General features: G+C 71.7%; 24 protein-coding genes and 1 pseudogene. 13 read left to right on the top strand and 12 right to left on the bottom strand.

The genetic code is table 11. The annotated features are described in order from the left end of the window. Positions 1-2: 2 nt before the first annotated feature. Entirely contained in the window at positions 3-656 is a 654-nt protein-coding gene (locus tag ACWD1Z_RS23225; RefSeq protein ID WP_451121395.1) for a class I SAM-dependent methyltransferase, read from the top strand. Positions 657-719: 63 nt separating this feature from the next. On the opposite strand, the gene ACWD1Z_RS23220 is transcribed toward ACWD1Z_RS23225, so the two are convergent. The 3 genes and pseudogenes from ACWD1Z_RS23220 to ssd all read right to left on the bottom strand — a co-directional run bounded on the left by ACWD1Z_RS23220 (position 720) and on the right by ssd (position 2,911). Beyond that, the gene (locus tag ACWD1Z_RS23220; RefSeq protein ID WP_451121393.1) at positions 720-953 is read right to left on the bottom strand and encodes a hypothetical protein; all 234 of its coding nucleotides are present in this window, start codon (positions 951-953) and stop codon (positions 720-722) included. Positions 954-1,175: 222 nt separating this feature from the next. Continuing rightward, positions 1,176-1,811: pseudogene (locus ACWD1Z_RS23215) on the bottom strand (ATPase, T2SS/T4P/T4SS family); the annotation flags it as partial. Further along, a complete protein-coding gene (ssd, locus tag ACWD1Z_RS23210) occupies positions 1,808-2,911 on the bottom strand; it encodes a septum site-determining protein Ssd (RefSeq protein ID WP_451121392.1) in 1,104 nt (367 codons plus the stop codon). The gene ssd and the pseudogene ACWD1Z_RS23215, both read right to left, overlap by 4 nt. A 581-nt stretch (positions 2,912-3,492) precedes the next feature. Between ssd and ACWD1Z_RS23205 the strand changes: the two genes are divergently transcribed. After that, a complete protein-coding gene (locus ACWD1Z_RS23205; protein ID WP_451121391.1) occupies positions 3,493-4,326 on the top strand; it encodes an HAD family hydrolase in 834 nt (277 codons plus the stop codon). Positions 4,327-4,697: 371 nt separating this feature from the next. Here the strand turns inward: ACWD1Z_RS23205 and ACWD1Z_RS23200 are convergent, their stop codons facing one another. Then, on the bottom strand, positions 4,698-5,522 hold the full coding sequence (locus tag ACWD1Z_RS23200; RefSeq protein WP_451121389.1) for an oxidoreductase: 825 nt from the start codon (positions 5,520-5,522) through the stop codon (positions 4,698-4,700). Between the two features lie 101 nt (positions 5,523-5,623). On the opposite strand from ACWD1Z_RS23200, the gene ACWD1Z_RS23195 reads away from it, so the two are divergent. Then, positions 5,624-6,604, top strand: a complete 981-nt coding sequence (locus ACWD1Z_RS23195; protein ID WP_451121388.1) for an ATP-binding protein — start codon at positions 5,624-5,626, stop codon at positions 6,602-6,604. A 23-nt stretch (positions 6,605-6,627) separates the two neighbouring features. Here ACWD1Z_RS23195 and ACWD1Z_RS23190 read toward each other — a convergent pair whose 3' ends face one another. Further along, positions 6,628-7,902 carry a hypothetical protein gene (locus ACWD1Z_RS23190; protein WP_451121386.1) on the bottom strand — a complete coding sequence of 425 codons (1,275 nt, stop codon included), beginning with the start codon at positions 7,900-7,902 and terminating at the stop codon, positions 6,628-6,630. Between the two features lie 343 nt (positions 7,903-8,245). On the opposite strand from ACWD1Z_RS23190, the gene ACWD1Z_RS23185 reads away from it, so the two are divergent. From ACWD1Z_RS23185 to ACWD1Z_RS23160, 6 genes are all read left to right on the top strand, one after another. Next, the gene (locus ACWD1Z_RS23185; protein ID WP_451121385.1) at positions 8,246-10,687 is read left to right on the top strand and encodes a bifunctional SulP family inorganic anion transporter/carbonic anhydrase; all 2,442 of its coding nucleotides are present in this window, start codon (positions 8,246-8,248) and stop codon (positions 10,685-10,687) included. Positions 10,688-10,903: 216 nt separating this feature from the next. After that, entirely contained in the window at positions 10,904-12,859 is a 1,956-nt protein-coding gene (acs, locus tag ACWD1Z_RS23180) for an acetate--CoA ligase (RefSeq protein WP_389416843.1), read from the top strand. 186 nt (positions 12,860-13,045) lie between these two features. Beyond that, positions 13,046-14,476 (top strand): Na+/H+ antiporter NhaA, encoded by a 1,431-nt coding sequence (nhaA, locus tag ACWD1Z_RS23175; RefSeq protein ID WP_451121383.1) that lies wholly within the window; start codon positions 13,046-13,048, stop codon positions 14,474-14,476. Between the two features lie 60 nt (positions 14,477-14,536). Beyond that, positions 14,537-15,028, top strand: coding sequence for a phage holin family protein (locus ACWD1Z_RS23170; protein WP_451121381.1), 492 nt, complete (start codon positions 14,537-14,539; stop codon positions 15,026-15,028). Beyond that, positions 15,025-15,966, top strand: a complete 942-nt coding sequence (locus ACWD1Z_RS23165) for an alpha/beta fold hydrolase (protein ID WP_451121379.1) — start codon at positions 15,025-15,027, stop codon at positions 15,964-15,966. Before ACWD1Z_RS23170 ends, ACWD1Z_RS23165 begins: the two co-directional genes overlap by 4 nt. A gap of 127 nt (positions 15,967-16,093) precedes the next feature. Further along, complete coding sequence (locus ACWD1Z_RS23160) at positions 16,094-16,276, top strand: hypothetical protein (RefSeq protein WP_451121377.1); 183 nt, start codon at positions 16,094-16,096, stop codon at positions 16,274-16,276. 25 nt (positions 16,277-16,301) lie between these two features. Here ACWD1Z_RS23160 and ACWD1Z_RS23155 read toward each other — a convergent pair whose 3' ends face one another. From ACWD1Z_RS23155 to nth, 3 genes are all read right to left on the bottom strand, one after another. Then, complete coding sequence (locus ACWD1Z_RS23155; RefSeq protein WP_451121375.1) at positions 16,302-17,501, bottom strand: MarP family serine protease; 1,200 nt, start codon at positions 17,499-17,501, stop codon at positions 16,302-16,304. A 62-nt stretch (positions 17,502-17,563) separates the two neighbouring features. After that, the gene (locus tag ACWD1Z_RS23150) at positions 17,564-18,259 is read right to left on the bottom strand and encodes an NUDIX hydrolase (protein WP_451121373.1); all 696 of its coding nucleotides are present in this window, start codon (positions 18,257-18,259) and stop codon (positions 17,564-17,566) included. A 136-nt stretch (positions 18,260-18,395) separates the two neighbouring features. Further along, on the bottom strand, positions 18,396-19,382 hold the full coding sequence (nth, locus tag ACWD1Z_RS23145) for an endonuclease III (RefSeq protein ID WP_451121371.1): 987 nt from the start codon (positions 19,380-19,382) through the stop codon (positions 18,396-18,398). A 252-nt stretch (positions 19,383-19,634) separates the two neighbouring features. Here nth and ACWD1Z_RS23140 point away from each other — a divergent pair, with 252 nt between their 5' ends. Then, complete coding sequence (locus ACWD1Z_RS23140; RefSeq protein ID WP_015658871.1) at positions 19,635-20,309, top strand: Crp/Fnr family transcriptional regulator; 675 nt, start codon at positions 19,635-19,637, stop codon at positions 20,307-20,309. Between the two features lie 184 nt (positions 20,310-20,493). Next, positions 20,494-21,315 (top strand): nucleotidyltransferase domain-containing protein, encoded by an 822-nt coding sequence (locus ACWD1Z_RS23135; protein WP_451121368.1) that lies wholly within the window; start codon positions 20,494-20,496, stop codon positions 21,313-21,315. A 50-nt stretch (positions 21,316-21,365) separates the two neighbouring features. Here the strand turns inward: ACWD1Z_RS23135 and ACWD1Z_RS23130 are convergent, their stop codons facing one another. The 4 genes from ACWD1Z_RS23130 to ACWD1Z_RS23115 form a co-directional block, all read right to left on the bottom strand. Continuing rightward, entirely contained in the window at positions 21,366-22,196 is an 831-nt protein-coding gene (locus tag ACWD1Z_RS23130; protein ID WP_451121366.1) for an MBL fold metallo-hydrolase, read from the bottom strand. Further along, on the bottom strand, positions 22,193-23,074 hold the full coding sequence (locus ACWD1Z_RS23125; protein WP_451121365.1) for an NUDIX hydrolase: 882 nt from the start codon (positions 23,072-23,074) through the stop codon (positions 22,193-22,195). Before ACWD1Z_RS23125 ends, ACWD1Z_RS23130 begins: the two co-directional genes overlap by 4 nt. A 556-nt stretch (positions 23,075-23,630) precedes the next feature. After that, positions 23,631-24,098, bottom strand: a complete 468-nt coding sequence (locus tag ACWD1Z_RS23120) for a RidA family protein (RefSeq protein ID WP_451121363.1) — start codon at positions 24,096-24,098, stop codon at positions 23,631-23,633. Beyond that, positions 24,095-24,256, bottom strand: coding sequence for a DUF4177 domain-containing protein (locus tag ACWD1Z_RS23115; protein WP_389416831.1), 162 nt, complete (start codon positions 24,254-24,256; stop codon positions 24,095-24,097). The genes ACWD1Z_RS23120 and ACWD1Z_RS23115 overlap by 4 nt, the downstream gene beginning before the upstream one ends. 95 nt (positions 24,257-24,351) lie before the next feature. Here ACWD1Z_RS23115 and ACWD1Z_RS23110 point away from each other — a divergent pair, with 95 nt between their 5' ends. Continuing rightward, positions 24,352-25,329, top strand: a complete 978-nt coding sequence (locus ACWD1Z_RS23110) for an ArsA family ATPase (RefSeq protein WP_451121361.1) — start codon at positions 24,352-24,354, stop codon at positions 25,327-25,329. Further along, positions 25,326-26,666, top strand: coding sequence for an ArsA family ATPase (locus ACWD1Z_RS23105; RefSeq protein ID WP_451121360.1), 1,341 nt, complete (start codon positions 25,326-25,328; stop codon positions 26,664-26,666). The genes ACWD1Z_RS23110 and ACWD1Z_RS23105 overlap by 4 nt, the downstream gene beginning before the upstream one ends. Positions 26,667-26,668: the final 2 nt, after the last annotated feature.

Here is a 26,668-nt window from a genome sequence, read left to right as displayed (position 1 = left end):
CTGTGCCCGTACCGCACGACATCGCCGCCGAGACCGAACTGTGGGACGCCTTCGCCGAGTCGGCGTTCAAGGACGACGCAGAGCCGTCGTTCTGCTGGACCCAGTACGCCGGCCACGGCCCCGGACCGGAACTCCTGGCCGCCCCGGAGTCCGTGCTGGAGATCGGGTGCGGCACCGGCCGCGCGCTGGCCCACCTCGCACAGCAGGGAATCAAGGCCACCGGCGTGGACCTGTCGCCGCGCATGGTGCAGCGGGCAGGCGAGAAGTGGGCGCCGCTCGGTGTACGGATCGAGCAGGGCGAGGTCCTCGACTGGCTGGCCGCCGACGAGGGCCGGTATGACGCGGTGTACTCCATCTTCGGCGCAGCCTGGTTTACAGACCCGTCCCGCCTCTTCCCCCTGGTTCGCGAGCACCTGGCGCCGGGTGGTGTCTTCGTGTTCTCTCAGCCGCCGGCCATCCCTGGCGCGTATGGGCCGCAGGGCATGTACAAGGGCGGGTTCGCGGGGAAGGCGATGTTCACCTACCGGTACAGCTACCGGCCCGCGGTGTGGGAGCGGCTGCTGACCCGGGCCGGGTTCGCGGCGGCTGCGGCGGCGGTCGTGGACGCCCCGAAGGCCGGACACATCGGCACGCTGGTCGTCCGGGCCCACGCCTGACCACTCACCGCGGCCCCGGCCTGGTGCCTCCCCCGACACCGGCCGGGGCCGCTTCACGTCCCGTCAGGCGAGGCTGCCCCGCTCACAGTCCGGGCGCGCCCGGGCGCTCGCGCCCCTGACCGGCCAGTCGGTGTCGGGCAGCACGTCATAAGTGATCTCGTGGTCATGCCCGCGAGGGTGGAAGGGGAATCGTCCGTCCACGACGTCATAGGCGTGGATGGTCGCGTCGGTCTCGTCGACGCCGCGGAGTAGCCCCGCCACGTCATTCGCCTCAACGGCGACTTTCAAGTTGGTCATGAGGACAGACTGGATCGCCGCCCTCGCCGATGCCAGGAATTGGCGAAACGGATCTCGGACCGGCCCCCGCACGCCCGACTGGCAGCGGCAATCGGAGCCACCTTCAATTCGAAGGTCTATCCACAGCGTGTGGAATCACGGCACAAACCAGCAGGTCAGGGGCTTGCTTCCGACCTCTTCGCGGCGCCGCCAGGCATCATCCATTGAGAGGCGTTACAACCATAGTTTTGGGTTGCCGCTGCCGGTGCCACCGCTGATGAGGAAGGACAACCGCGCCTCGATCAGCGCCCGCAGCACCCGGTCCCCGCCCGGCGGTACCGTGCCCGCCGCCACCAGCTCGTCCAGCGTGAACGCGCGCGGCCGTACCACCCGCAGGGACAGGCAGGTGCAGCCGACGGCCACCGGGGGCAGCACGGCGTGCAGCCGGGTCCCGTCCGGCAGCCGGGCGTCGGCCCAGGGCCGCGCGTCGTCCAGGCGCCGTCCGGCCACCGCGGCCAGCCGCTGCGCGAGGCGTCGTACGGCCGCCGCGTCGGGAAAGCGGACGCCGGTCAGCTCCAGGCCGCCGCCGCGGTCCACCCAGACCCGGTCCGGTGCCGAGACCAGCACATCGGTGACCGACGGGTCGGCGAGCAGCGGCTCCAGTGGCCCGCTGCCGACCAGTTCGGACCGCAACTGCTGCGCGGCGCCGAGGATTTCGGCGTCCCCGAGCACGCGCCCTTGTGCGCGCAGCGCCTGCGCCACGCGCGCGGGGGTCGGTTCGGCCCCGCTCTCCGCGAGCCTGCGTCGCACGCCGTCGAGCAGGGCCGGTGTCATGTCGGATCCGGCCGCGAGCGCCTCCGGTCCCAGGTAGGTGCTCATGCCGTCCCCGCCTCCAGCAGTGCCCGCTCCCAGAAGGCGCGGCAGAAGCGCGCCAGCGGTCCGCGTCCGGCCGCGGCGGGCGGCGTCCTGCCGTCCTGCGGGCGGCTCAGCCCCGCTTCGACCGGTACCTCTCCGGCCAGCGGCAGTCCGAGGAGCCGGGCCACCTCGCGGTCGTCGAGGCCGGGCGCGTACGGCCCGCGTACCGCCACCCGCAGGTCGCCGAGCACCATCCGGACCGCGGAGGCCACCCGTCCGGCGGCCGCGACGGCGCGCAGCTCGCCGGGGACGACGAGGATGCCGAGGTCGAGCTGGGCGAGCACTTCGGCGACGCCGTCGTCGATCCGGCGCGGCAGGTCGACGACGACCGTGCCGCTGCGGCGCCGGGCGGCGGCCAGCACCGCCCGTACGGCCTGCGGCGGGACGGCGACGCAGTCCCCGCGGTCCCAGCTGAGCACCCGCAGGTTGTGCAGCCGGGGCAGCGACTCCTCCAGGGCGCCGCCCCCGACCCGCCCGCGTGAGGCGGCGAAAGCCGGCCAGCGCAGTCCCTCTGCCGTCTCGCCGCCGAGGAGTACGTCGAGTCCGCCGCCCAGCGGATCGGCGTCCACGAGGAGGGTGCGCAGTCCCTCCCGCGCGGAGGTGACGGCCAGGGCGCACGCGAGCGTGGACGCACCGGCCCCGCCCCGCCCGCCGATCACGCCGACGGTGAGGGCGGGCCGGCCCACGCCCTCGGCCACGTCGGCGATGCGGTCGACCAGCCACTGCTCCCCGTCCGGGAGCATCAGGACGTGGTCGGCGCCGATCTCGACGGCCCGCCGCCAGACCCCGGAGTCGTCCTGGTCCCGGCCGACCAGCACCACACCCCGTCTGCGCGGAGCGCCGCGCACCCGGCGGGCGGCGTCGTCGCCGACCAGGACCAGCGGTGCGGCCTCCCAGTTCCCGCGCGGCTCGGGGAGGCCGTGATGGACCTCGGGCGTGGCGCCCGCTGCCGCGCACAGCCGCAGCAGGTCGTCCAGCAGGCCGGCGTCCTCGGTGACGATCAGCGGTGCTCCCGGCCGCCCCGAGGCGGCGGGCGGCGGTTCTTGGGTGGCGGCTGCTGCCATGGCGTCCCCCTGTGTCGCGTCTGTCGCGGGGCCCCTGCGGCCGCGCGATTCCCAAAGGTGCGGAGAACCGGCGTCCGGTCTCCGGATGAGCGGCCGATACGAACCGGCCAAACGCGCCCGACTAACCGGAACCGGTCATGAAGTCCGCCCCGGCGGGACGCGTTGGGAATCACGGTGCAGCGATGCCGGAAATCGTGTGGATCTTGGTCGATAACTGTGGACAACTCGATGGTTGTGAATATCGCCGTCACCCATACCGGTGACCCGTGTACTGGTCCCGTACGACTTCCGGAGAGCAGTCCATCGACTACCCACAGTGACGGATCATGGGCATGCAGAAGAGGCGGCCTGAGCCGCCTCGCTGCGACCTCGCGGTCGGTCAAAGAAGGGGGAAAACGCACCCGGACATGCGACGACCCCCGCCGGGGGGGAGAGCGGGGGTCGTCTCCACGGCCGACTCGGGGGGGGAGGAGCCGGGCCGGGTTAGCACGGTCGCGAACGATCCGTGACTTCCATGGTGTACCCGAGAGGCCTCTCAGGCAAACCCACGCGCCCCACCTTACGCCGAATGGGCTGCGCCTATGCTCAGGGTCGTGGAAAACCACTCCTTGCCCCGCACAGCGGCCTTCTTTGACCTGGACAAGACGGTCATTGCGAAGTCGAGCACGCTCACCTTCAGCAAGTCGTTCTACCAAGGCGGTCTGATCAACCGCCGGGCCGTCCTGCGGACCGCGTACTCCCAGTTCGTGTTCCTCGCGGGCGGCGCCGACCACGACCAGATGGAGCGCATGCGCGAGTACCTGTCCGCGCTGTGCCGCGGCTGGAACGTCCAGCAGGTCAAGGAGATCGTCGCCGAGACCCTGCACGACCTGATCGACCCGATCATCTACGACGAGGCCGCCTCCCTCATCGAGGAGCACCACACCGCGGGCCGCGACGTCGTGATCGTGTCGACGTCGGGCGCGGAGGTCGTGGAGCCCATCGGTGAGCTGCTCGGCGCCGACCGCGTGGTGGCCACCCGCATGGTCGTCGGCGACGACGGCTGCTTCACCGGCGAGGTGGAGTACTACGCGTACGGCCCGACGAAGGCCGAGGCGGTCAAGGAACTCGCCGCGTCCGAGGGGTACGACCTCTCCCGCTGCTACGCCTACAGCGACTCGGCGACCGACGTGCCGATGCTCCAGTCCGTCGGCCATCCCCACGCCGTGAACCCGGACCGCGCGCTGCGCCGCGAAGCACTCGCGCGCGGGTGGCCCATTCTCGACTTCCACCGCCCGGTCCGGCTCAAGCAGCGGCTGCCCGGGTTCTCCGTCCCGACCCGTCCGGCGCTCGTCGTGGCCGCCGCCGTGGGAGCGGCGGCGGCCACCGCGGGACTCGTCTGGTACACCAGCCGCCGCCGCACCGCACTCGCCTGACCTGCGCCGATGCCGACCCTTGGGCCGGTTCGGCAGACCCCCGCCCGTTTAGCTCCTCTTTGAACGCAAAAGTAAAGAACGGCAGCCAGGGCTTCCGCTTGCTCCGGACCTGGAGTAGAAAGGATTCAACGGCCCGCGAGACCAAGGGCATCCGCGAGGATCACCTTTAAACCGCAACTGGCCCCACGGACCGAGCATGGACACCGGGCACCCACGCGACGTCGACCCGTCGATTACGGGCCAGCCGCACCAGGGCACGGGCAAAGTCCCCGACCTGATGGGCAACATATCGAGGACGCTTGGTAACCCGGTGAACATGCCAGCGGCGGTACGAATCTCTTCGTACCGCCGCAACCCTTTTCCGAGGACTTCTACGCCGCTCCGCGCTGAAGCGCCTCGCACACCGCCGTCGATTCGCGCGCGCCCAGCTCGATCGCCTTGCCGCAGTGGGCGATCCAGGCAGCCATGCCCTCGGGAGTACCGGAGACGTATCCGTCGAGCGCCGCGAGGTAGGCCGCGGAGCCGAGTTCGCCGTGGCCGACCTCCGAGGGGCAGACCGACTTCGGGTCGAGGCCGCTGCCCACCAGCACGATGCGCTCGGCCGCCCGCGCGACCAGGCCGTTGTGGGAGGTGAACGGGCGCAGCGCCAGCAGCTCGCCGTGCACCACGGCGGCGGTCACCAGCGCCGGCGCGGACCCGCCCGCGATGATCAGCTCGGACAGGCCGTCCAGCCGGCCGTGGACCTCGTCGGCGCCGGGCAGCGGCAGCTCGACGAGCGGCTCGTCGACCGGCTCGCCGGCCCCGCGCGGGCGCCCGACCTCCGGCCCGTTGGTCGCCGCCGCGACCAGATGCAGCCGGGCCAGCACCCGCAGCGGCGACTGCCGCCAGATGGACAGCAGCTGGCCCGCCTCCGCGGTCAGCCGCAGCGCGGCGCCCATCAGGCGCGCCTCGCCGTCCCCGCTGAAGTCGGTACGCCTGCGCACCTCCTCCAGGGCCCAGTCGGCACCGGACAGCGCCGCCGAGCCACGGGCCCCGCGCAGCGCCGCCTCGGAGGTGATCTCGTTGCTGCGGCGGCGCATGACCCGGTGCCCGTAGACCCGGTCCACGGCCTTGCGCACGGACTCCACGGACTCGGCCACGCCGGGCAGCGCGCCCAGGGCCGCGAGCGGATCGGCGGTCGCGCCTGTCGTACTCATGAGTACGACAGTACGCAGTCCAGCGCCCGGCCCCACGATCGAGTGGCCTTCTTCACGTTTGCCCGCCCTTGGTGCCTGAGGCGCCACTACGCTTACTGAACATGAAAATTGCTTTCGTCGGGAAGGGCGGCAGCGGCAAGACCACCCTGTCGTCCCTGTTCATCCGGCATCTCGCCGCGACCGGGGCGCCGGTGGTCGCGATCGACGCCGACATCAACCAGCACCTCGGGGCCGCGCTCGGCCTGGACGAGCCCGAGGCGGCGGCCCTGCCGGCGATGGGCGACCGGCTCCCGCTGATCAAGGACTATCTGCGCGGCGCGAACCCGCGGATCTCCTCCGCCGACACGATGATCAAGACGACCCCGCCCGGCGAGGGATCCCGGCTGCTGCGGGTGCGCGAGGACAATCCGGTCTACGACGCCTGCGCCCGGCCGGTGGAACTCGACGGCGGCACCGTCCGTTTGATGGTCACCGGCCCCTTCACCGACGCCGACCTGGGGGTCGCCTGCTACCACTCCAAGACGGGAGCGGTGGAGCTGTGCCTGAACCACCTGGTGGACGGGCGCGACGAGTTCGTCGTGGTCGACATGACCGCCGGCTCGGACTCCTTCGCCTCCGGCATGTTCACCCGCTTCGACATGACGTTCCTCGTCGCCGAGCCGACCCGGAAGGGGGTCTCCGTCTATCGCCAGTACAAGGAGTACGCCCGCGACTTCGGCGTCCGGCTCAAGGTCGTCGGCAACAAGGTGCACGGACCGGAGGACCTCGACTTCCTGCGCGCGGAAGCCGGGGACGACCTGCTCGTCACGGTCGGGCACTCGGACTGGGTGCGCTCCATGGAGAAGGGCCGCCCGCCCCGGTTCGAGCTCCTGGAGGAGGCCAACCGCAGCGCCCTGCACCAGCTGCAGGAGGCCGTGGACGCCACCTACGAGAGCCGGGACTGGGAGCGCTACACCCGCCAGATGGTGCACTTCCACCTGAAGAACGCGCAGTCCTGGGGGAACGAGCGGACCGGGGCCGACCTCGCCGCGCAGGTCGACCCCGCCTTCGTGCTCGGCGAGAGCGTCACCGCTCCCGCCTGAACGGCGCTACTGCGTGAGCGGCGCTACTGCCGGGCCGCCGGCGCCCCGGGGACGCCCTTGGGCGCCGGAGCCGGGCGGTCCGACAGGAAGGACTCCCAGCCCTGCTTCGGCGCCTGGCCGACCGGCAGGGTGGTGAGCTTGGCCAGCACCTTCGGGTCCTGCGCGTCCAGCCAGTCGGCGAGCTGCCGGAAGGAGACGCAGCGCACCTCCTCCTTGGTGCACACGCTCTCGATGACCTCCTGGATGGCCCGCATGTAGGTGCCGCCGTTCCAGGACTCGAAGTGGTTGCCGATGATCAGGGGCGCGCGGTTGCCGTCGTAGGCGCGGCGGAAGCCCTGGAGCAGGCCGTCGCGCATCTGGTCGCCCCAGAACTCGTACTTGTCGGGGTCGCCCTGGCTGGTGGTGCCGGACTGGTTGACCATGAAGTTGTAGTCCATGGTCAGCTGCTCGAAGGTGTGTCCGGGGAACGGCACGAGCTGCATCGACAGGTCCCACAGGCCTTGCTTCTTCTTGGGCCAGACCTGGTTGTTGACGCCGCTGGTGTCGTAGCGGAAGCCGAGTTCCCGGGCGGCCTGCATGAAGTTCTCCTGGCCCTCCAGGCAGGGCGTGCGGGCGCCGATGAGCTCGCGTTCGTAGTCGAAGGGCAGCGGGGAGGCGTCCTTCAGGCCGGTATTGGTCTTCCAGGACTTCACGAACTGCTTCGCCTGGGCGATCTCGTCCTTCCACTCCTCGACCGACCATTCGCCGACCCCGCGGCCCTTGCCGCAGAAGTGGCCGTTGAAGTGGGTGCCGATCTCGTTGCCCTCCAGCCACGCGCCGCGCAGTTGCTCGACGGTGGCGGCGATGCCCTGCTCGTCGTTGAAGCCGATGTCGGAGCGGCCCGGTGAGTGCTGCGGCGGCCGGTACAGGTCGCGCTTGTGCTCGGGCAGCATGTACACGCCGCTGAGGAAGTACGTCATCGTCGCGTTGTTGTCCCGGGCGACCTTGCGGAAGTGGGAGAACAGCTTCTGCCCGTCCTCGCCCGCGCCGTCCCAGGAGAACACCACGAACTGCGGCGGCTTCTGACCGGGCTTCAGCCGTTCGGGCCTGGGCAGGTGCGGCTGGGCTCCGGTGTACGCGGTCGAGCCGTCGCCGATCAGGCGGACCGCGCTCTTGGGCGGCGCCTGGGCCGGCTTGGCCTTCTGCGGGCCGGAGGCCCCTTCCTCGGCGCCGTCGCTGCCGATTCCGCAGCCGGCGATTGATGCGGCACAGACCGCGGCGACCACGGCGCCCGCGGCGATCCTCTGGGTGGCGGCCATGTTCCGCCCACCTACTTCCTTCTCTCAGGCCAACGCTGAATGGGGCGTTTTCTGGTGATCTGCCGGGAAAAGTGCCGACAGCGCCGCCAAGGTCGCACGGGAGCAGGAAGGAATTAGTACGACAAGCCGATCAATGGGCCACTTCACTCATTCCGGTGAGCTATTCGCCCATTTGCCCGGAAACTCTATGCTCGCCCTTTACTCTGCATTACGATCCGTTTACCGAGCGTTGATTCATCCCGCCGCTGCACGCCGTGACCCACGGCCGCGACCCGACCCCCCGCCGACCGGACGGGGGACCACCAGATCCGCGACCGCGCTGCCCCGGAGGAGACGGGAATCCATGTCAGCCTGCGTCCCTACCCGCGCCACCGACCCCACTCGGACCGAGCGCACCCAGCCCCCCGAGCCGCCCACGCGCCGCCGCCGCTTCCGGCTCGCCGGCGCCGATGTGTCCGCGTCCATCGCGGTCTTCCTGATCGCCCTGCCGCTGTCCCTGGGCATCGCCCTCGCCACCGGCGCGCCCCTCCAGGCCGGTCTCGTGGCCGCCGCGGTCGGCGGGCTGGTCGTCGGCCGGCTCGGCGGCTCCCCACTTCAGGTCAGCGGCCCGGCCGCCGGTCTCACGGTGGTCACCGCCGACCTCATCCAGCGCTACGGCTGGCGCACGACCTGCGCCATCACCGTGCTCGCCGGACTCGCCCAACTCGGCCTCGGCTGCCTGCGCGTGGCGCGCACCGCGCTCGCGGTCAGCCCCGCCATCGTGCACGGCATGCTCGCCGGCATCGGCGTCACCATCGCCGTCGCCCAGCTGCACATCGTCCTCGGCGGCACCCCGCAGAGCTCCGTCCCCGACAATCTGCGTGCCCTGCCCGCCCAGTTGGCGGATCTGCACCCGGCCGCCCTGTCGGTGAGCGCGCTCACCCTCGCACTGCTGCTGCTCTGGCCGCGCCTCCCCGGCCGGGCCGGCCGCCTGCTGCGCAAGATCCCGGCCGCGCTCGTCGCCGTCGCCGGAGCCACCGCGGCCGCCTCGCTCGCGGGACTCCGGCTGCCCAAGGTGGACCTGCCGTCCTGGAGCAGCCACGCCCTCGCGGGGCTCCCCGAGGGCCCGGTGCTCGGGGTCGTGGCGGCCGTGCTGACCACCACCCTCGTCTGCAGCGTGCAGTCGCTGCTCGGCGCGGTCGCCGCCGACAAGCTGGTGGCCGGGCGCCCCGGCCCGCCCGCCCCCGTCGGCCGCTCCGACCTCGACCGCGAGCTGCTCGGCCAGGGCGCCGCCAACATCGTCTCCGGCGGCCTCGGCGGACTGCCGGTGGCGGGAGTGGCGGTGCGGACATCGGCGAATGTGCACGCGGGTGCCGTGAGCCGGAACTCCACGATGCTGCACGGCGTTCTCGTAGTAGTCGCCACGCTGCTGATGGTCCCGCTCCTGGAGCTCATCCCGCTCGCCTCGCTCGCCGCCCTGGTGATGGCCGTCGGCATCCAGATGGTGTCCCTGCACCACATCCGCACGGTGACCCGCCACCGCGAAGTGCTGGTCTACGCCGTCACGACCGCCGGCGTCGTCTTCTTCGGCGTCCTGGAGGGCGTGGCGCTGGGGATCGCCGTCGCCGTCGCCGTCTCCCTGCACCGCCTCGCCCGCACCCGGATCACCCACGACGAGCAGGACGGAGTCCATCACGTACACGTCCGGGGCCAGTTGACGTTCCTCGCGGTCCCGCGGCTCAGCCGGGCCCTGCATCTCGTACCCCACGGAGCGCCCGCCGTCGTGGAGTTGGACGGGTCCTTCATGGACCACGCGGCGTACGAGACGCTCCAGGACTGGCAGAACACGCACACCGCGCGGGGCGGCTCCGTCGAGCTGACCGGCCGCCGCGCGGGGCTCAAGATCTCCGAACCGGGGGTCCCCACCACCGTGCACAACGAGCCCGGGTCGGCCGAGGCGGCCGCATCCGCCGGCTGCCGGTGCCGCCCCTGGACGCCCTGGCGCAACCACCAGTGCGAGCAGCCCCACCTCGAGCCCGCTTCCGGCGCACGGCAGGACAGCCCCGGCGACGGCTCCGGAGGCGGTACGCCCGGGCCGGACCGCGGCCGCAGCGGGCATGAACTGGCGCGTGGCATCAGCGCGTTCCAGCGCCACACCGCACCCCTGGTGCGCGGGGAGCTGGCGCGCCTGGCGCGGGAGGGGCAGCGGCCCTCGCAGCTCTTCCTCACCTGTGCCGACTCGCGTCTGGTCACCTCGATGATCACCTCCAGTGGTCCCGGGGACCTGTTCGTGGTGCGCAATGTGGGCAACCTGGTTCCGCCCCCGGCCGACGCCGGGAGAGGCGCCCAGCCCGGCGAGGAGTACGGGGACGACTCGGTGGCGGCCGCTATCGAGTACGCGGTGGAGGTGCTGAAGGTGCGTTCCATCACCGTGTGCGGGCACTCCGGGTGCGGGGCCATGCAGGCGCTGCTCGCCGCCGAGCCGGGTGGCGCGGCGACCCCGCTCAAGCGGTGGCTGCGGCACGGGATGCCGAGCCTGGAGCGCATGGCCGACGCCGGCCGGCCGTGGCCACGGTTGGCGGGGCGGGCGCCGGCCGACGCGGTGGAGCAGCTCTGCCTGACCAACGTGGTGCAGCAGTTGGAGCATCTGCGGGCCCATGAGTCGGTGGCCCGGGCCCTGCGCGAGGGGGCGGTGGAGCTGCACGGGATGTACTTCCACGTGGGTGAGGCGCAGGCGTACCTGCTCACCGGAGCGGACGAGGGCCAGGTCTTCGACCACGTACGGGCGGAGGAGGTGACGGTCTGAGGGGCGACCCGGGGTCCGGAGCGGGAAAAGCAGGACCGAGGCTGAACTCCGCCTGGTCAGCGTCCGTGGGTACGGGTGACAGCGAGTGCCGCACCACGGCCGTGGACACAGCCACATAGGTCTAAACCAATTTCCCGTCGGCCCTTGTCATCGGGCCCCCGGGTCTGATGAGCTGTGGCCTGGGACACAACGGACACCCTGGGAAAGGGAGATGTCGTGAGCAACGAAAGCCTGGCCAACCTCCTCAAGGAGGAGCGACGCTTCGCGCCGCCCGCTGACCTGGCCGCGAACGCCAACGTCACGGTGGAGGCGTACGAACAGGCCAAGGCTGACAGGCTCGGCTTCTGGGCCGCGCAGGCCCGCCGCCTGAGCTGGGCCAAGGAACCGACGGAGACGCTGGACTGGTCGAACCCGCCGTTCGCGAAGTGGTTCAAGGACGGCGAGCTCAACGTCGCCTACAACTGCGTGGACCGGCATGTGGAGGCCGGACACGGGGACCGGGTCGCCATCCACTTCGAGGGCGAGCCCGGCGACGGCCGCGCGATCACCTACGCGGAGCTGAAGGACGAGGTCTCCAAGGCGGCGAACGCGCTGCTGGAGTTGGGTGTGCGGAAGGGCGACCGGGTCGCCGTCTACCTGCCGATGATCCCCGAGGCGGCCGTGGCGATGCTCGCGTGCGCCCGGATCGGCGCCGCGCACTCGGTGGTCTTCGGCGGCTTCTCCGCCGACGCGCTCGCCACCCGGATCCAGGACGCCGACGCCAAGGTCGTGATCACCTCCGACGGCGGCTACCGGCGGGGCAAGCCGTCCGCGCTGAAGCCGGCCGTGGACGAGGCCGTCACCAAGGCGGGCACCGTCGAGCATGTGCTCGTCGTGCAGCGCACCGGCCAGGAAGTCGCCTGGGACGCGGACCGGGACGTGTGGTGGCACGAGATCGTCGGGCGGCAGAGCGCCGAGCACACCCCGGAGGCCTTCGGGGCCGAGCACCCGCTGTTCATCCTCTACACCTCGGGGACCACGGGTAAGCCGAAGGGCATCCTGCACACCTCCGGCGGCTATCTCACCCAGGCGGCCTACACCCACCACGCCGTCTTCGACCTCAAGCCCGAGACGGACGTGTACTGGTGCACCGCCGACGTCGGCTGGGTGACCGGGCACTCCTACATCGTCTACGGGCCGCTCGCCAACGGCGCCACCCAGGTGATGTACGAGGGCACGCCGGACACCCCGCACCAGGGCCGGTTCTGGGAGATCGTGCAGAAGTACGGGGTGACGATCCTGTACACGGCTCCCACCGCCATCCGTACGTTCATGAAGTGGGGCGACGACATCCCCGCCAAGTTCGACCTCAGCAGCCTGCGGGTGCTGGGCTCGGTGGGTGAGCCGATCAACCCCGAGGCGTGGATCTGGTACCGCAAGCACATCGGCGGCGACCGGACCCCGATCGTGGACACCTGGTGGCAGACCGAGACCGGCGCGATGATGATCTCGCCGCTGCCCGGCGTCACCCAGACCAAGCCCGGCTCGGCCCAGACCCCGCTGCCCGGCATCTGCGCGACCGTCGTCGACGACGAGGCCCGCGAGGTGCCCGACGGCGGTGGCGGCTACCTGGTCCTGACCGAGCCGTGGCCGTCCATGCTGCGCACCATCTGGGGCGACGACCAGCGGTTCCTGGACACGTACTGGTCGCGCTTCGAGGGCAAGTACTTCGCCGGGGACGGCGCGAAGAAGGACGACGACGGCGACATCTGGCTGCTGGGCCGGGTGGACGACGTGATGCTGGTGTCCGGCCACAACATCTCCACCACCGAGGTCGAGTCCGCGCTCGTGTCGCACCCGTCGGTCGCCGAGGCGGCCGTCGTCGGCGCGGCGGACGAGACGACCGGGCAGGCCATCGTCGCCTTCGTGATCCTGCGCGGTACGGCCGCCGAGACCGAGGACCTGGTGGCGGAGCTGCGCAACCACGTCGGCGCCACCCTCGGGCCGATCGCCAAGCCGAAGCGGATCCTGCCGGTGGCCGAGCTGCCCAAGACCCGCTCCGGCAAGATCATGCGCCGCCTGCTGCGGGACATCGCCGAGAACCGCGAGCTGGGAGACGTCACCACGCTCACCGACTCCACCGTCATGGACCTCATCCAGGCCAAGCTCCCGGCGGCACCGAGCGAGGACTGACCTGCGCGGCTCTTCGGACGCCCGGCGCCCCACCGCGCCGGGCGTTCCCCCGTGCCGGTCCGGCAGGGGTACCGGGCGTGCGGCCCCGCCGTACGTTAGATAGGCTAAACATCACGTAAGACCCTCAAGGTGCGCCGGGAAGTCTGGTCGGCAAGTGTTTGTGCTGCCCACTCACCGGAGGTACCCGTGTCCGCGCCCCGCACCCCCCGCAAGGTTTTCGGCCGGCTGTCGCTGCCGGAGCGGACCTTCGTCACGGACGCGCTGCGCGCCGAGACCGTCGGCGGTGTGCTGCTGCTCGTCGCCGCCGTCGCCGCGCTGCTCTGGGCGAACATCCCCGCGCTGCGGGACAGCTACGACAGCGTCAGTCACTTCCACATCGGGCCCGCGGCCCTCGGCCTGGACCTGTCCATCGAGCACTGGGCCGCCGACGGGCTGCTCGCGATCTTCTTCTTCGTCGCCGGGATCGAGCTCAAGCGTGAGCTGGTGGCCGGTGAGCTACGGGACCCCAAGGCCGCCGTACTGCCGGTGGTGGCCGCGCTGTGCGGCATGGCCGCGCCGGCGCTCGTCTACACCCTCACCGCTGTCGCCGGCGGCGGCTCCCTGAGCGGCTGGGCCGTGCCCACCGCCACCGACATCGCCTTCGCGCTGGCCGTGCTCGCCGTCATCGGCACCTCCCTGCCGAGCGCGCTGCGCGCCTTCCTGCTCACCCTGGCCGTCGTCGACGACCTCTTCGCGATCCTGATCATCGCGGTCTTCTTCACCGACCAGCTCGACTTCGCCGCGCTCGGCGGCGCCGTCCTCGGCCTCGTCGTCTTCTGGCTGCTGCTGCGCAAGGGCGTCCGCGGCTGGTACGTCTACCTGCCGCTCGCGTTCGTCATCTGGGCACTGATGTACAACAGCGGCGTCCACGCCACCATCGCCGGTGTCGCCATGGGCCTGATGCTGCGCTGCACCCGGCGCGAGGGCGAGGAGCACTCCCCCGGCGAGCACATCGAGCACCTGGTCCGGCCGCTCTCGGCGGGCCTGGCCGTGCCGCTGTTCGCGCTGTTCAGCGCCGGTGTCACCCTCTCCGGCGGGGCGCTCGGCGAGGTGTTCACCCAGCCCGAGACGCTGGGGGTCGTGCTCGGCCTCGTGGTCGGCAAGGCGGTCGGCATCTTCGGCGGTACCTGGCTCACGGCCCGCTTCACCAAGGCGTCGCTCAGCGACGACCTGGCCTGGGCCGATGTGTTCGCCGTGGCGTCCCTGGCCGGGATCGGCTTCACCGTCTCGCTGCTCATCGGTGAACTCGCCTTCGAGGGCGACACCGCCCTGACCGACGAGGTCAAGGCGGCCGTTCTGCTGGGCTCCCTCATCGCGGCCACGCTGGCATCGGTGCTGCTGAAGGTGCGGAACCGCCGGTACCGCCAGATGACCGAGGCCGAGGAGCGCGACGATGACCTCTCCGGCATCCCGGACATCTACGAGGAGGACGACCCGGCGTACCACCTGCGGATGGCGGCCATCCACGACGCCAAGGCCGCCGAGCACCGCCGGCTCGCCGAAGTGAAGGCCGCCGAACAGGCGCGGCTTGCCGAAGTGACGGGTGGGGCAGGCGAGGAGGACGACCGTCGGGCATGATCTGACGGGACGGTACAAAAGACGAGACCTCACCCACAGGGTCAGAAGAGGGAGAACGCGATGAGCGCACCCGACGGCAGCCCGGTCGGCGCCGAACGCAGCATCGGCCAGCTGTTCGCCTCGGCGACGACCGACATGTCGGCGCTGGTGCACGACGAGATCGCGCTGGCCAAGGCTCAGCTCAAGCAGGATGTCAAGCGCGGGGCGACCAGCGGCGGCGCGTTCATGGTGGCGGGCGGGGTGCTGGTGTTCTCCCTGCCGATGCTCAACTTCGCACTGGCGTACGGCATTCACACCTGGAGCGACTGGAATCTCGCCATCTGCTTCCTGCTCTCCTTCGCCGCGAACGTCCTGGTCGCGCTCGTCCTCACGCTCATCGGCTGGGTCTACGCGAAGAAGACCACGAAGAGCAAGGGCCCCCAGAAGGTCGCCGCCTCGATGAAGGAGTCCGCGGGCGTCCTGCAGAAGGCGAAGCCGCACCCGCGTCCGGCGCCGGCCCTGGAGGACCGGTCGCCCGCCGCCATCGAGGCTGTGGCACGCTCATCGTCATGACGGACCCGGTCCCCACCCCTTCGGCACAACCCGCCTCGGTCGTACGACTCGATGGTCCCTGGACCCATCGGGACGTGGCGGCCAATGGCGCGCGCTTCCATATCGCCGAGATGGGTGACGGGCCGCTGGTCCTGCTCCTGCACGGATTCCCGCAGTTCTGGTGGACCTGGCGGCACCAGTTGCCGGCGCTCGCCGACGCCGGGTTCCGGGCCGTCGCCATGGACCTGCGCGGCGTCGGCGGCAGCGACCGCACCCCGCGCGGCTACGACCCCGCCAACCTGGCGCTCGACATCACCGGCGTGATCCGCTCCCTGGGCGAGCCGGACGCCGCCCTCGTCGGCCACGACCTCGGCGGCTATCTGGCGTGGACGGCGGCCGTGATGCGGCCCAAGCTGGTGCGGCGGCTGGCGGTGGCGTCCATGCCGCATCCGCGGCGCTGGCGCTCGGCCATGCTCTCCGACGTCAAGCAGACGGCCGCGGGCTCCTACATCTGGGGGTTCCAGCGGCCCTGGATCCCGGAGCGCCGGCTCACCGCCGACGACGGGGCGCTGGTGGGCCGGCTCGTCCGGGACTGGTCCGGGCCGCGGCTGCCGGAGGACGACGCGGTGGACACGTACCGCCGCGCGATGTGCATCCCCTCCGCCGCGCACTGCTCGATCGAGCCGTACCGCTGGATGGTCCGCTCCCTGGCCCGTCCCGACGGCATCCAGTTCAACCGGCGGATGAAGCGCCCGGTCCAGGTGCCGACCCTTCATCTGCACGGCTCGCTCGACCCGGTGATGCGCACCCGCAGCGCGGCCGGTTCCGGCGAGTACGTCGAAGCCCCCTACCGCTGGCGCCTGTTCGACGGACTCGGACACTTCCCGCAGGAAGAGGATCCGGTCGCTTTCTCCACCGAACTGATCAATTGGCTGAAGGATCCCGAACCCGATCGGTGACCGTTCCGACGCACCCGGCATCCGCATTTGAACACCTGTACTACGAACAGCCAATTGCCCGGCGCATAGGCCAATTGGGGGCCCTGGGGGCGGTTATCGACCTTGGGGCAGGGGCAGACGTCGGGGTATGGGCTGGACGCACGACTACAGTGACGTAGCACGCACTCGCCGCTCGGGCAACGCCCTGAGCCCCCGCCGAGGCGGTGCCGCCCCGCAGCTCGCGGGCACCGACCCCAGGGTGGGCATTCCGCGCATCCTGCGCCGCCGGGCCCGCTGGGTCTCGGTGCGCCTGCGTCACCCCCGCGGCTGAGTTCCCCGGGCGGGTTCCACCCGGCTCACAGCGCGCAGCTGTCGCTGTCCACCTGCTGGTTGGCGGTGCGGCCGGCGGCGATGTCGTCCTGGATCTCGTCCGCGGTGAGCGCGTAGCCGGTGTCGGCGTCGTCGAGCGACTTCGCGAAGACCACGCCGTACACCTTGCCGTCGGGCGTGAGCAGCGGGCCGCCGGAGTTGCCCTGGCGGACGACCGCGTACAGCGAGTAGACGTCACGGTGCACGGTGCCGCGGTGGTAGATGTCCGGGCCGTTGGCCGGGATACGGCCGCGCACCCGGGCCGCGCGCACGTCGTACGCGCCGTTCTCCGGGAAGCCGGCGATGATCGCGTCGTCGCCGCTGCGGGCGTCGGTGGAGGTGAACTTCAGCGCGGGCGCGTCCAGATCGGGTACGTCGAGCACGGCGATGTCGCGCTTCCAGTCGTACAGGACGACCCGCGCGTCGTACTTGCGGCCCTCCCCGCCTATCTGGACGGTGGGTTCGTCGACGCCGCCCACCACATGCGCGTTGGTCATCACACGGCGGTCGGCGTAGACGAAGCCGGTGCCCTCCAGGACCTTGCCGCAACTGTCGGCGGTGCCCACGACCTTGACGATGGATCGCTTCGCGCGGGTGGCGACCTTGCTGTTCGCCAGGGCCGGGTCGGGGGGCTGGACATCGGTGATGGGCTCGTTCGCGAACGGGCTGAAGACCTGCGGGAAGCCGTTCTGCGCGAGGACCGAGGAGAAGTCCGCGAACCAGGTGTCGGCCTGCGCGGGCAGCGCCCGGGAGACCCCGAGCAGCACCTTGGAGTTGCGGACCTCCTTGCCGAGCGTCGGCAGGGTGGTGCCGGCCAGCGCCGAGCCGATCAGCCAGGCGACCAGGAGCATCGCGACGACGTTGACCAGGGCGCCGCCGGTGGCGTCCAGGGCGCGGGCCGGGGACCAGGTGATGTACCGGCGCAGCTTGTTGCCCAGGTGGGTGGTCAGGGCCTGGCCGACGGAGGCGCAGACGATGACGACGACCACGGCGACGACGGCGGCGGTCGTGCTCACCTCGGAGTTGTCCGTCATGGCGTCCCAGATCACCGGGAGCAGATAGACGGCGACGAGACCGCCGCCGAGGAAGCCGATCACCGACAGGATGCCGACGACGAAGCCCTGGCGGTAGCCGACGATCGCGAACCACACCGCGGCGACCAGCAGCAGGATGTCCAGCACGTTCACCGCTTCAAGCCTCGCCTCGTCACTTCACGCCCCCCGGATTGCGGAACACGGCGTCCACCCTGTCATGACCGCCAGTCCAGCGGGACCTGGTTCTCCCGGTCCCAGGGCAGCTCCCAGCCCGCGAAGTGCAGCAACCGGTCGATGATCCCGGCGGTGAACCCCCACACCAGGGCCGATTCGACCAGGAATGCCGGACCGCGGTGGCCGCTGGGGTGGACGGCGGTGACGCGGTTGGCGGGGTCCGTGAGATCCGCCACGGGGGCGGTGAAGACCCGGGCCGTCTCGTTCGGATCGACGACACCGACCGGGGTCGGCTCGCGCCACCAGCCCAGCACCGGGGTGACGACGAAGCCGCTGACCGGGATGTACAGCCGGGGCAGGACGCCGAAGAGCTGCACGCCGGACGGATCGAGCCCGGTCTCCTCCTCGGCCTCACGCAGAGCGGCCCGCAGCGGCCCGTCGGCCTTCGGGTCGCCGTCCTCGGGGTCGAGGGCACCGCCGGGGAAGGAGGGCTGGCCCGCGTGCGAGCGCAGCGAGCTCGCCCGCTCCATCAGCAGCAGCTCGGGGCCGCGCTCGCCCTCTCCGAACAGGATCAGCACCGCGGACTGCCGCCCGGCGCCGTCCTCCGGCGGCAGGAACCGGCTCAGCTGCAACGGCTGGACCGTCTCCACGGCACGCGCCACCGGATCCAGCCAGCCGGGCAGGCCCTCCTTGCTGAGCGCCACCGGCCCGCCCTGTGTGTTGCTCGCGCGTGTCATCGCCACCCCCGTCGTCCTGCCGTGTCCAACGCCGGGCCACGCCTGGATCGTTCCTGGGCCGGTCCCTGAGATCGACCCCGAGAAGACCCCTGAGGCCGCCCCCGGGACGGCCCCCGGCCTCGCTGCCGACGGCCCGTCATCCGGCCCCCAGCGGCGGGGCCGCCCTGCCGCCGGCGTCCAGATACGCCTGCGGGGGCTTCAGACGCTGGCCGGGGAAGCCGCCCTTCTCGTACTTGAGCAGCTTCCTCGCCTTCTCCGGGTCCGTCTCGCCCTCGCCGTACGCGGGGCAGAGCGGGGCGATGGGGCAGGCGCCGCAGGCCGGTTTGCGGGCGTGGCAGATACGGCGGCCGTGCCAGATCACGTGGTGCGAGAGGTCGGTCCAGTCGCTCTTGGGGAACAGCGCGCCGATCTCGGCCTCGATCTTGTCGGCGTCGGTCTGCTCGGTCCACCGCCAGCGCCGTACCAGCCGCTGGAAATGGGTGTCCACGGTGATGCCGGGCCGCCCGAAGGCGTTGCCGAGCACCACGAAGGCGGTCTTGCGGCCGACGCCGGGCAGCTTGACGAGGTCCTCGAGCCGTCCCGGCACCTCGCCGCCGAACTCCTCCGACAGGGCCTTGGACAGCCCTATGACCGATCGGGTCTTGGCCCGGAAGAACCCGCACGGGCGCAGGATCTCCTCGACCTCCTCGGGGTTGGCCGCGGCCAGGTCCTCGGGGGTGGGGTACTTCGCGAACAGGGCCGGGGTCGTCTGGTTGACCCGCAGGTCGGTGGTCTGGGCCGACAGGACCGTGGCGACCAGGAGCTGGAAGGGGTTCTCGAAGTCCAGCTCGGGATGGGCGTACGGGTAGACCTCGGCGAGTTCGCGGTTGATGCGGCGGGCCCGGCGGACCAGGGCGGTGCGCGACTCGGCCTTGGCGGGCTTCACGGCGGCCTGCTTAGCGGCGGTCTGTTTCACGGCGGCCTGCTTCACTGGGGCCTGTTTCACGGCGGCCTGCTTCACGGCGGTCTGTTTTACGGGCGGCGTCTTCTTCGCCGCAGTCGGCGTGCGGTTTGCCGCTTTTGCCGGTTTCCTTGCGCCACCGGGGTCCTGTTCGCCCACAGCGGAATCACGACGTACAACCACCCGCCCAGCCCCCTTGGCCTGTGCTCTCACCGGCGTTTTGGACACCCGGCCAGCCTAGAGCCCGACACTGACATCCGCCCCGAGCCCTGAAGATCGGCGCCCAATTGGACCCCTGCCGCTTACCCCGGGACACGTGTGCGGCATCCTTGTGACAGATCACACTGTTTGGACCGTCCGGCAAAACGGGGAACACGGTCCCCTGGTACCAAGGGGGAACAAGATCCCCTGAGCAGGTCGACAAGGAGAGAACTCGTGGACGACGTTCTGCGGCGCAACCCGCTCTTCGCGGCGCTCGATGACGAGCAGTCCGCGGAGCTCCGCGCCTCCATGAGTGAGGTGACCCTCGCGCGCGGTGACTCCCTGTTCCACGAGGGCGACCCCGGTGACCGGCTCTACGTCGTCACCGAGGGCAAGGTCAAGCTCCACCGCACCTCCCCCGACGGCCGCGAGAACATGCTCGCCGTCGTCGGCCCCGGTGAGCTCATCGGCGAGCTGTCGCTGTTCGACCCGGGCCCGCGTACGGCGACCGCCACCGCGCTGACCGAGGTCAAGCTGCTGGGTCTCGGCCACGGCGACCTCCAGCCCTGGCTGAACGCCCGCCCCGAGGTGGCCACCGCGCTGCTGCGCGCCGTCGCCCGCCGGCTGCGGCGCACCAACGACGCGATGTCCGACCTCGTCTTCTCGGACGTCCCCGGCCGTGTCGCCCGCGCGCTGCTGGACCTCTCCCGCCGCTTCGGCGTGCAGTCCGAGGAGGGCATCCACGTCGTCCACGACCTCACGCAGGAGGAGCTGGCCCAGCTGGTCGGCGCGTCCCGCGAGACGGTCAACAAGGCCCTCGCCGACTTCGCCCAGCGCGGCTGGCTGCGCCTGGAGGCCCGCGCGGTGATCCTGCTGGACGTCGAGCGCCTGGCGAAGCGGTCGCGCTGACGCTGGTCTCGGCCGTACGGCTGTTCAGTTCAGGGCTCGTCTCCTCATGGGGCGGGCCCTGTGTCGTACTCCGGCCCTCGGGCCCGCGCCGCGCCGTGCCGTGCCGCGCCGTGCCGCGCCGTGCCGCGCCGTGCCGCGCCGAAAGTGAGCTGCCCGGGCTCCGCTCCCGGGGCACAGTTGATCCATGGCTGTAACCGTGCGGCGCCCCGGACTCGACTCCCAGGGCTACATCGAGCGCGAGGGGTCCCTCGGACAGATCGCGCACGACTTCCGGCCGGTCGTCGCCGCCGCGCGGGACCGGCTGCTCGACGTGTTCGGGGCGCGGATGCACAGCGCGTACCTCTACGGGTCGATTCCGCGCGGCACCGCGCGCGTGGGGCGCAGTGATCTCGACCTGCTGGTGGTGCTGCGCGCCGAGCCGGCCGAGGGGGACCACGAGGACGCGCGGATGCTCGGTGAGGGGCTCGACAAGGAGTTCCGGCGCATCGACGGGGTGGGCACGCTGCTGTACGGCCGGGCGCGGGTGCTGAGCGAGCCGGAGCGGTACGACATGGGCTGGTTCCTCGCCTGCCTGTGCACGCCACTGCTGGGCGAGGATCTCGCCGAGTACCTGCCGCGCTACCGGCCCGACTCGCTGCTCGCCCGGGAGACCAACGGCGACCTCGCGCTCCTGCTGCCCCGCTGGGGCGAGCGGATCGCGGGCGCCGCCGACTCCGACCAGGCGCGCAGGCCCCTCGTACGGTTCATGTCCCGCCACCTCGTGCGCACCGGGTTCACGCTGGTCATGCCGCGGTGGAACGGCTGGACGAGCGACCTGGGCGAGATGGCGGAGGCGTTCGGCGCGTACTACCCGCGGCGGGCGGCGCAGATGCGTGCGGCGGCCGTCCTTGGGTACGAGCCGACCGGCGATCCGGCGGTGCTGCGGTCGTACGTCGACGACCTGGGTCCCTGGCTGGCCGAGGAGTACGCGCGCGTGCACGGCGTGAAGACGCCGCGCCCCGACTGAACCGGTCGAACCGGTCGAACCGGCTGAACCGGCTGAACCGGCCGAACCGGCTAGATCAGGCCGTGCTCGCTCAGGTAGTCCAGCTGCGCCCGCACCGACAGCTCCGCGGCCGGCCACAGCGAGCGGTCCACATCCGCGTAGACATGGCCTACGACCTCCGCGGGCGTCCGGTAGCCGTCCTCGACCGCCGTCTCGATCTGGGCGAGGCGGTGGGCGCGGTGGGCGAGGTAGTACTCGACGGCGCCCTGGGCGTCCTCCAGGACGGGCCCGTGGCCGGGGAGGACCGTGTGGACGCCGTCGTCGACCGTGAGCGAGCGCAGGCGGCGCAGGGAGTCCAGGTAATCGCCGAGGCGGCCGTCGGGGTGCGCCACGACCGTCGTGCCGCGGCCCAGGACGGTGTCGCCGGTCAGGACCGCCCGGTCGGCCGGGAGATGGAAGCACAGGGAGTCGGCGGTGTGCCCGGGCGTCGGTACGACCCGCAGCTCCAGACCTCCCACCTGCACCACTTGTCCGGCGGCGAGCCCTTCGTCGCCGAGCCGCAGCGCCGGGTCCAGGGCGCGGACCTTGGTGCCGGTCAGCTCGGCGAAGCGGGCGGCGCCCTCGGCGTGGTCGGGGTGACCGTGCGTCAGCAGGGTGAGGGCGACGCGCTTGCCGGCCTGCTCGGCGGTGTCGACGACGTTGCGCAGATGGCCCTCGTCGAGCGGGCCGGGGTCGATCACGACGGCGAGGTCGGAGTCGGGCTCGGACAGGATCCAGGTGTTCGTGCCGTCCAGGGTCATCGCGGAGGCGTTGGGCGCGAGGACGTTCACCGCGCGCGCGGTGGCGGGGCCCGAGAGAACCCCGCCACGCGGCCGGCCGGGAAGAGTGCGTGCGTCCGTCATGCGGGGGCTCCACCGGTCGGTTCGGTCGGGATGTGCTTGGTGAACTCGTCGTGGCCCGGCCAGGACAGCACGATCTCGCCGTCCTCCAGGCGGGCACGCGCGATGACGGGCGTCATGTCCCGCGCGGGGGCGACGGCGAGCGCCTCGGCGGCCGTGGCGCAGGGGGCCAGCTGGCGCAGGGTGGCGATGGTGGGCGGCATCATCAGCAACTCGCCCTTGTCGTACGACTCCGCGGCCTCCTGGGGCCGGATCCACACCGTGCGGTCGGCTTCCGTGGAGGCGTTGCGGGTGCGCTGGCCCTCCGGGAGGGCGGCGACGAAGAACCAGGTGTCGTAGCGGCGGGACTCGAACTCCGGGGTGATCCAGCGGGTCCAGGCGCCGAGCAGGTCGGAGCGGAGGACCAGGCCCCGGCGGTCGAGGAACTCGGCGAAGGACAGGTCGCGGGCGACGAGGGCGGCGCGGTCGGCCTCCCAGTCGGCGCCTGTGGTGTCGCCGACGACGGAGTCGGGGGTCGGGCCCGCGAGCAGGACGCCTGCTTCCTCGTACGTCTCGCGTACGGCCGCGCAGACGATCGCCTGGGCGCTGCTCTCGTCGACGCCGAGCCGCTGCGCCCACCACGCGCGCGTGGGGCCCGCCCAGCGGACGTGGTGGTCGTCGTCGCGGGGGTCGACGCCGCCGCCCGGGTAGGCGTACGCGCCGCCGGCGAAGGCCATGGAGGCGCGTCTGCGGAGCATGTGGACGGCGGGGGTGCCGGTGGCGGTGTCCTTCAGGAGCATGACCGTGGCCGCGCGCTTGGGGGGCACGGGGGTGAGGGTGCCTTCCGCGAGCGCGCGGATGCGGTCGGGCCACTCCGGGGGGTACCACTGACCGTTCGCCATGTCCGGAGGCTATCTCGGGGCGCGCGGATGTTCGAGAGGTGCCTGGGGTGAGAGCGGTGGAGGGTTGCGGGGGCCGGGTTTCGCTTGCCCGCGCGTGGGGGTGCCGCGGGGTGGAAGGGGGGGGCGCGCTGAGAGGCGCCGCGGCGTGGGATGACTGCCGGGTGGGACGCGGTCCGGCGCTGACCGTGTGCCGCTGCGTGGAGGTGACCGCGGGGTGGGACGCGCGGCCCGGCGCTGACGGGGTGCCTCCCCCAGAGGGGGGACCCCCAGCGCCCACCCGTGCCGCCCCAGCGGCACGACTGCCCGCAGCGGCGGGCAGGTACGGCTGGCCCGCAGCTAGGCGGACAAGGCTGGCCGACGCGCAGCGGCGGGTACAGCAACCCGAGGCCCCGCAGCCGCGCAAGCCGTACGACGACAGCTGCCGAGCGGGCACCGCCACAGCGGCATCCGTACGACGGCTGCTGCCGGGCGCCCAACCCCAGCGGGATGCGGGCGCAGGCAGTGTCGGCCGCCTTCGCAGAGCCGGTCCGACTCCGCCCCCGCCCGCCGCTGCCCGTTACGCCTGTGTCAGTTCCACCTGGATCTCGACCTCCACCGGCGCGTCCAGCGGCAGGACCGCGACGCCGACCGCGCTGCGGGCGTGGACGCCCTTGTCGCCCAGGACCTCGCCCAGGAGTTCGCTCGCGCCGTTGAGGACCGCGGGCTGGCCCGTGAAGTCGGCGGCCGAGGCGACGAAGCCCACGACCTTCACCACGCGCGCGATCCGGTCCAGGTCACCGGCGACCGACTTGACCGCGGCGAGGGCGTTGAGGGCGCAGATGCGGGCCAGTTCCTTGGCCTCCTCCGGCGTGACCTCCGCGCCCACCTTGCCGGTGACCGGAAGCTTGCCCTCCACCATGGGGAGCTGACCGGCGGTGTAGATGTACACGCCCGACTGCACCGCCGGCTGGTACGCGGCGAGCGGAGGGACGACCTCCGGCAGGGTCAGACCCAGTTCCGCGAGCTTCGCCTCGACCGCGCTCACGCGCGCTTCTCCCGCTTCAGGTAGGCCACCAGCTGCTCCGGGTTGTTCGGCCCGGGCACGACCTGGACGAGCTCCCAGCCGTCCTCGCCCCAGGTGTCCAGAATCTGCTTCGTGGCATGGACGAGCAGCGGCACGGTTACGTATTCCCACTTGGTCATGTGGCCGACTTTAGCCGCTGCCGTATCGGCCCCCGCGCACACGTTGTCCACAGCCTCCGGAGTGATCCGGCGGCCGACTGGTTAGGCTCGAATACGTGAGCAGGCTCCAGGTCGTCAGCGGCAAGGGCGGGACCGGAAAGACCACGGTCGCCGCCGCGCTAGCCCTCGCCCTCGCCACCGAGGGGAAGCGGACGCTTCTCGTCGAGGTGGAGGGCAGGCAAGGCATCGCTCAGCTCTTCGAGACTGAGGCGCTGCCCTATGAGGAGCGGAAGATCGCCGTCGCTCCAGGGGGCGGGGAGGTGTATGCCCTGGCCATCGACCCCGAACTGGCCCTTCTGGACTACCTCCAGATGTTCTACAAGATGGGCAGCGCGGGCAGAGCGCTCAAGAAGCTCGGCGCCATCGACTTCGCCACCACCGTCGCCCCGGGACTGCGGGACGTCCTGCTGACGGGCAAGGCCTGTGAGGCCGTACGGCGAAAGGACAAGAGCGGGCGGTTCGCGTACGACTACGTCGTCATGGACGCCCCGCCCACCGGCCGCGTCACCCGCTTCCTGAACGTCAACGACGAGGTCGCGGGCCTCGCCAAGATCGGCCCCATACACAATCAGGCGCAGGCGGTCATGCGCGTGCTGAAGTCGTCCGAGACGGCCGTGCACCTGGTGACGCTGCTGGAGGAGATGCCGGTCCAGGAGACCGCGGACGGCATCGCCGAACTCCGCGCGGCGCGGCTGCCGGTGGGCCGGGTCATCGTGAACATGGTGCGGCCCCAGGTGTTGGACGCGGCCGAGCTGGAACTCGTACGCGGCACACCCCGTACGGCCATCGCGCAGTCCCTGTCGGCGGCCGGACTCGGCGGGGCGCGGCGCGGCGGACACGCGGAGCGGCTGGTGGACCCGCTGCTGCGGCAGGCCGAGGAGTACGCCGAGCGCTTCACCCTGGAGCACGAGCAGCGGGCCGTCCTCGGCGAACTGGGCCTGCCGCTGCACGAACTGCCGCTGCTCTCCGAGGGTATGGACCTGGCAGGGCTGTACGAACTGGCCACCGAGCTGCGAGAGCAGGGGATGACATGAGCCCGGAAGCCCAGACAGGCGCCCATCACCACCTCGCCCCCGCCCGCACCCTGGAGGTGGATCCGCTGCTGGACGACCCCGGGACCCGCATCATCGTGTGCTGCGGCTCCGGCGGCGTCGGCAAGACCACCACCGCGGCGGCGCTCGGCCTGCGGGCCGCCGAGCGCGGCCGGAAGGTCGTGGTGCTCACCATCGACCCCGCGCGCCGGCTCGCCCAGTCCATGGGCATCGACTCGCTCGACAACACCCCGCGCCGGGTGAAGGGCCTCGACGACTCCGCGAGCGGCGAACTGCACGCGATGATGCTCGACATGAAGCGCACCTTCGACGAGATCGTCGAGGCGCACGCAGACCCCGAGCGGGCCGCCGCGATCCTGGGCAACCCGTTCTACCAGTCGCTCTCGGCGGGCTTCGCGGGCACGCAGGAGTACATGGCGATGGAGAAGCTGGGCCAGCTGCGGGCGAAGGACGAGTGGGACCTCATCGTCGTCGACACGCCGCCCTCCCGCTCCGCGCTGGACTTCCTGGACGCGCCCAAGCGGCTCGGCTCGTTCCTCGACGGCAAGCTGATCCGGGTGCTGCTCGCCCCCGCCAAGGTGGGCGGGCGCGCGGGCATGAAGTTCCTGAACGTCGGCATGTCGATGATGACCGGCGCCCTCGGCAAGCTGCTGGGGGGTCAGCTGCTGAAGGACGTCCAGACGTTCGTGGCCGCGATGGACTCCATGTTCGGCGGCTTCCGTACCCGCGCGGACGCGACGTACAAGCTGCTCCAGGCGCCCGGGACGGCGTTCCTGGTGGTCGCGGCGCCGGAGCGGGACGCGCTGCGGGAGGCCGCGTACTTCGTGGAACGGCTGGCCGCCGAGGACATGCCGCTCGCGGGTCTGGTGCTCAACCGTGTCCACGGCAGCGGCGCCGACCGGCTGTCCGCCGAGCGGGCGCTCGCCGCCGCGGAAAATCTTGAGGAGGCCCGCATTGTCGATCAGGAGGGCGGGAAAGCTGGACTTCGTAACTCTCCCGACACGTACGGCAGTTCAGAATCTCCCGCATCCGAGGCCGCCGAGGAAGGCTCCCCCGCCGCCATGGACACGGCCACGGCAGGCCAGGATGTGTACTCCACCGACCAGCTCACCGCCGGCCTGTTGAAGCTGCACGCGGACCGTATGCACCTGCTCTCCCGTGAGCAGCGCACACGGGATCGCTTCGCCGCGCTCCACCCCGAGGTGGCGGTGGCCGAAGTGGCCGCGCTGCCCGGCGACGTGCATGACCTCGCGGGACTGCGCGACATCGGAAACCGGCTGGCGGCCGGCCGACCGGAGCTGCCCAACCCCGGGGCCTGACC

It is taken from the genome of Streptomyces sp. NPDC002784, assembly GCF_053592135.1.
Note: the sequence above shows the minus strand (reverse complement) of the source record. Positions and strands in the feature narration are given on the sequence as shown.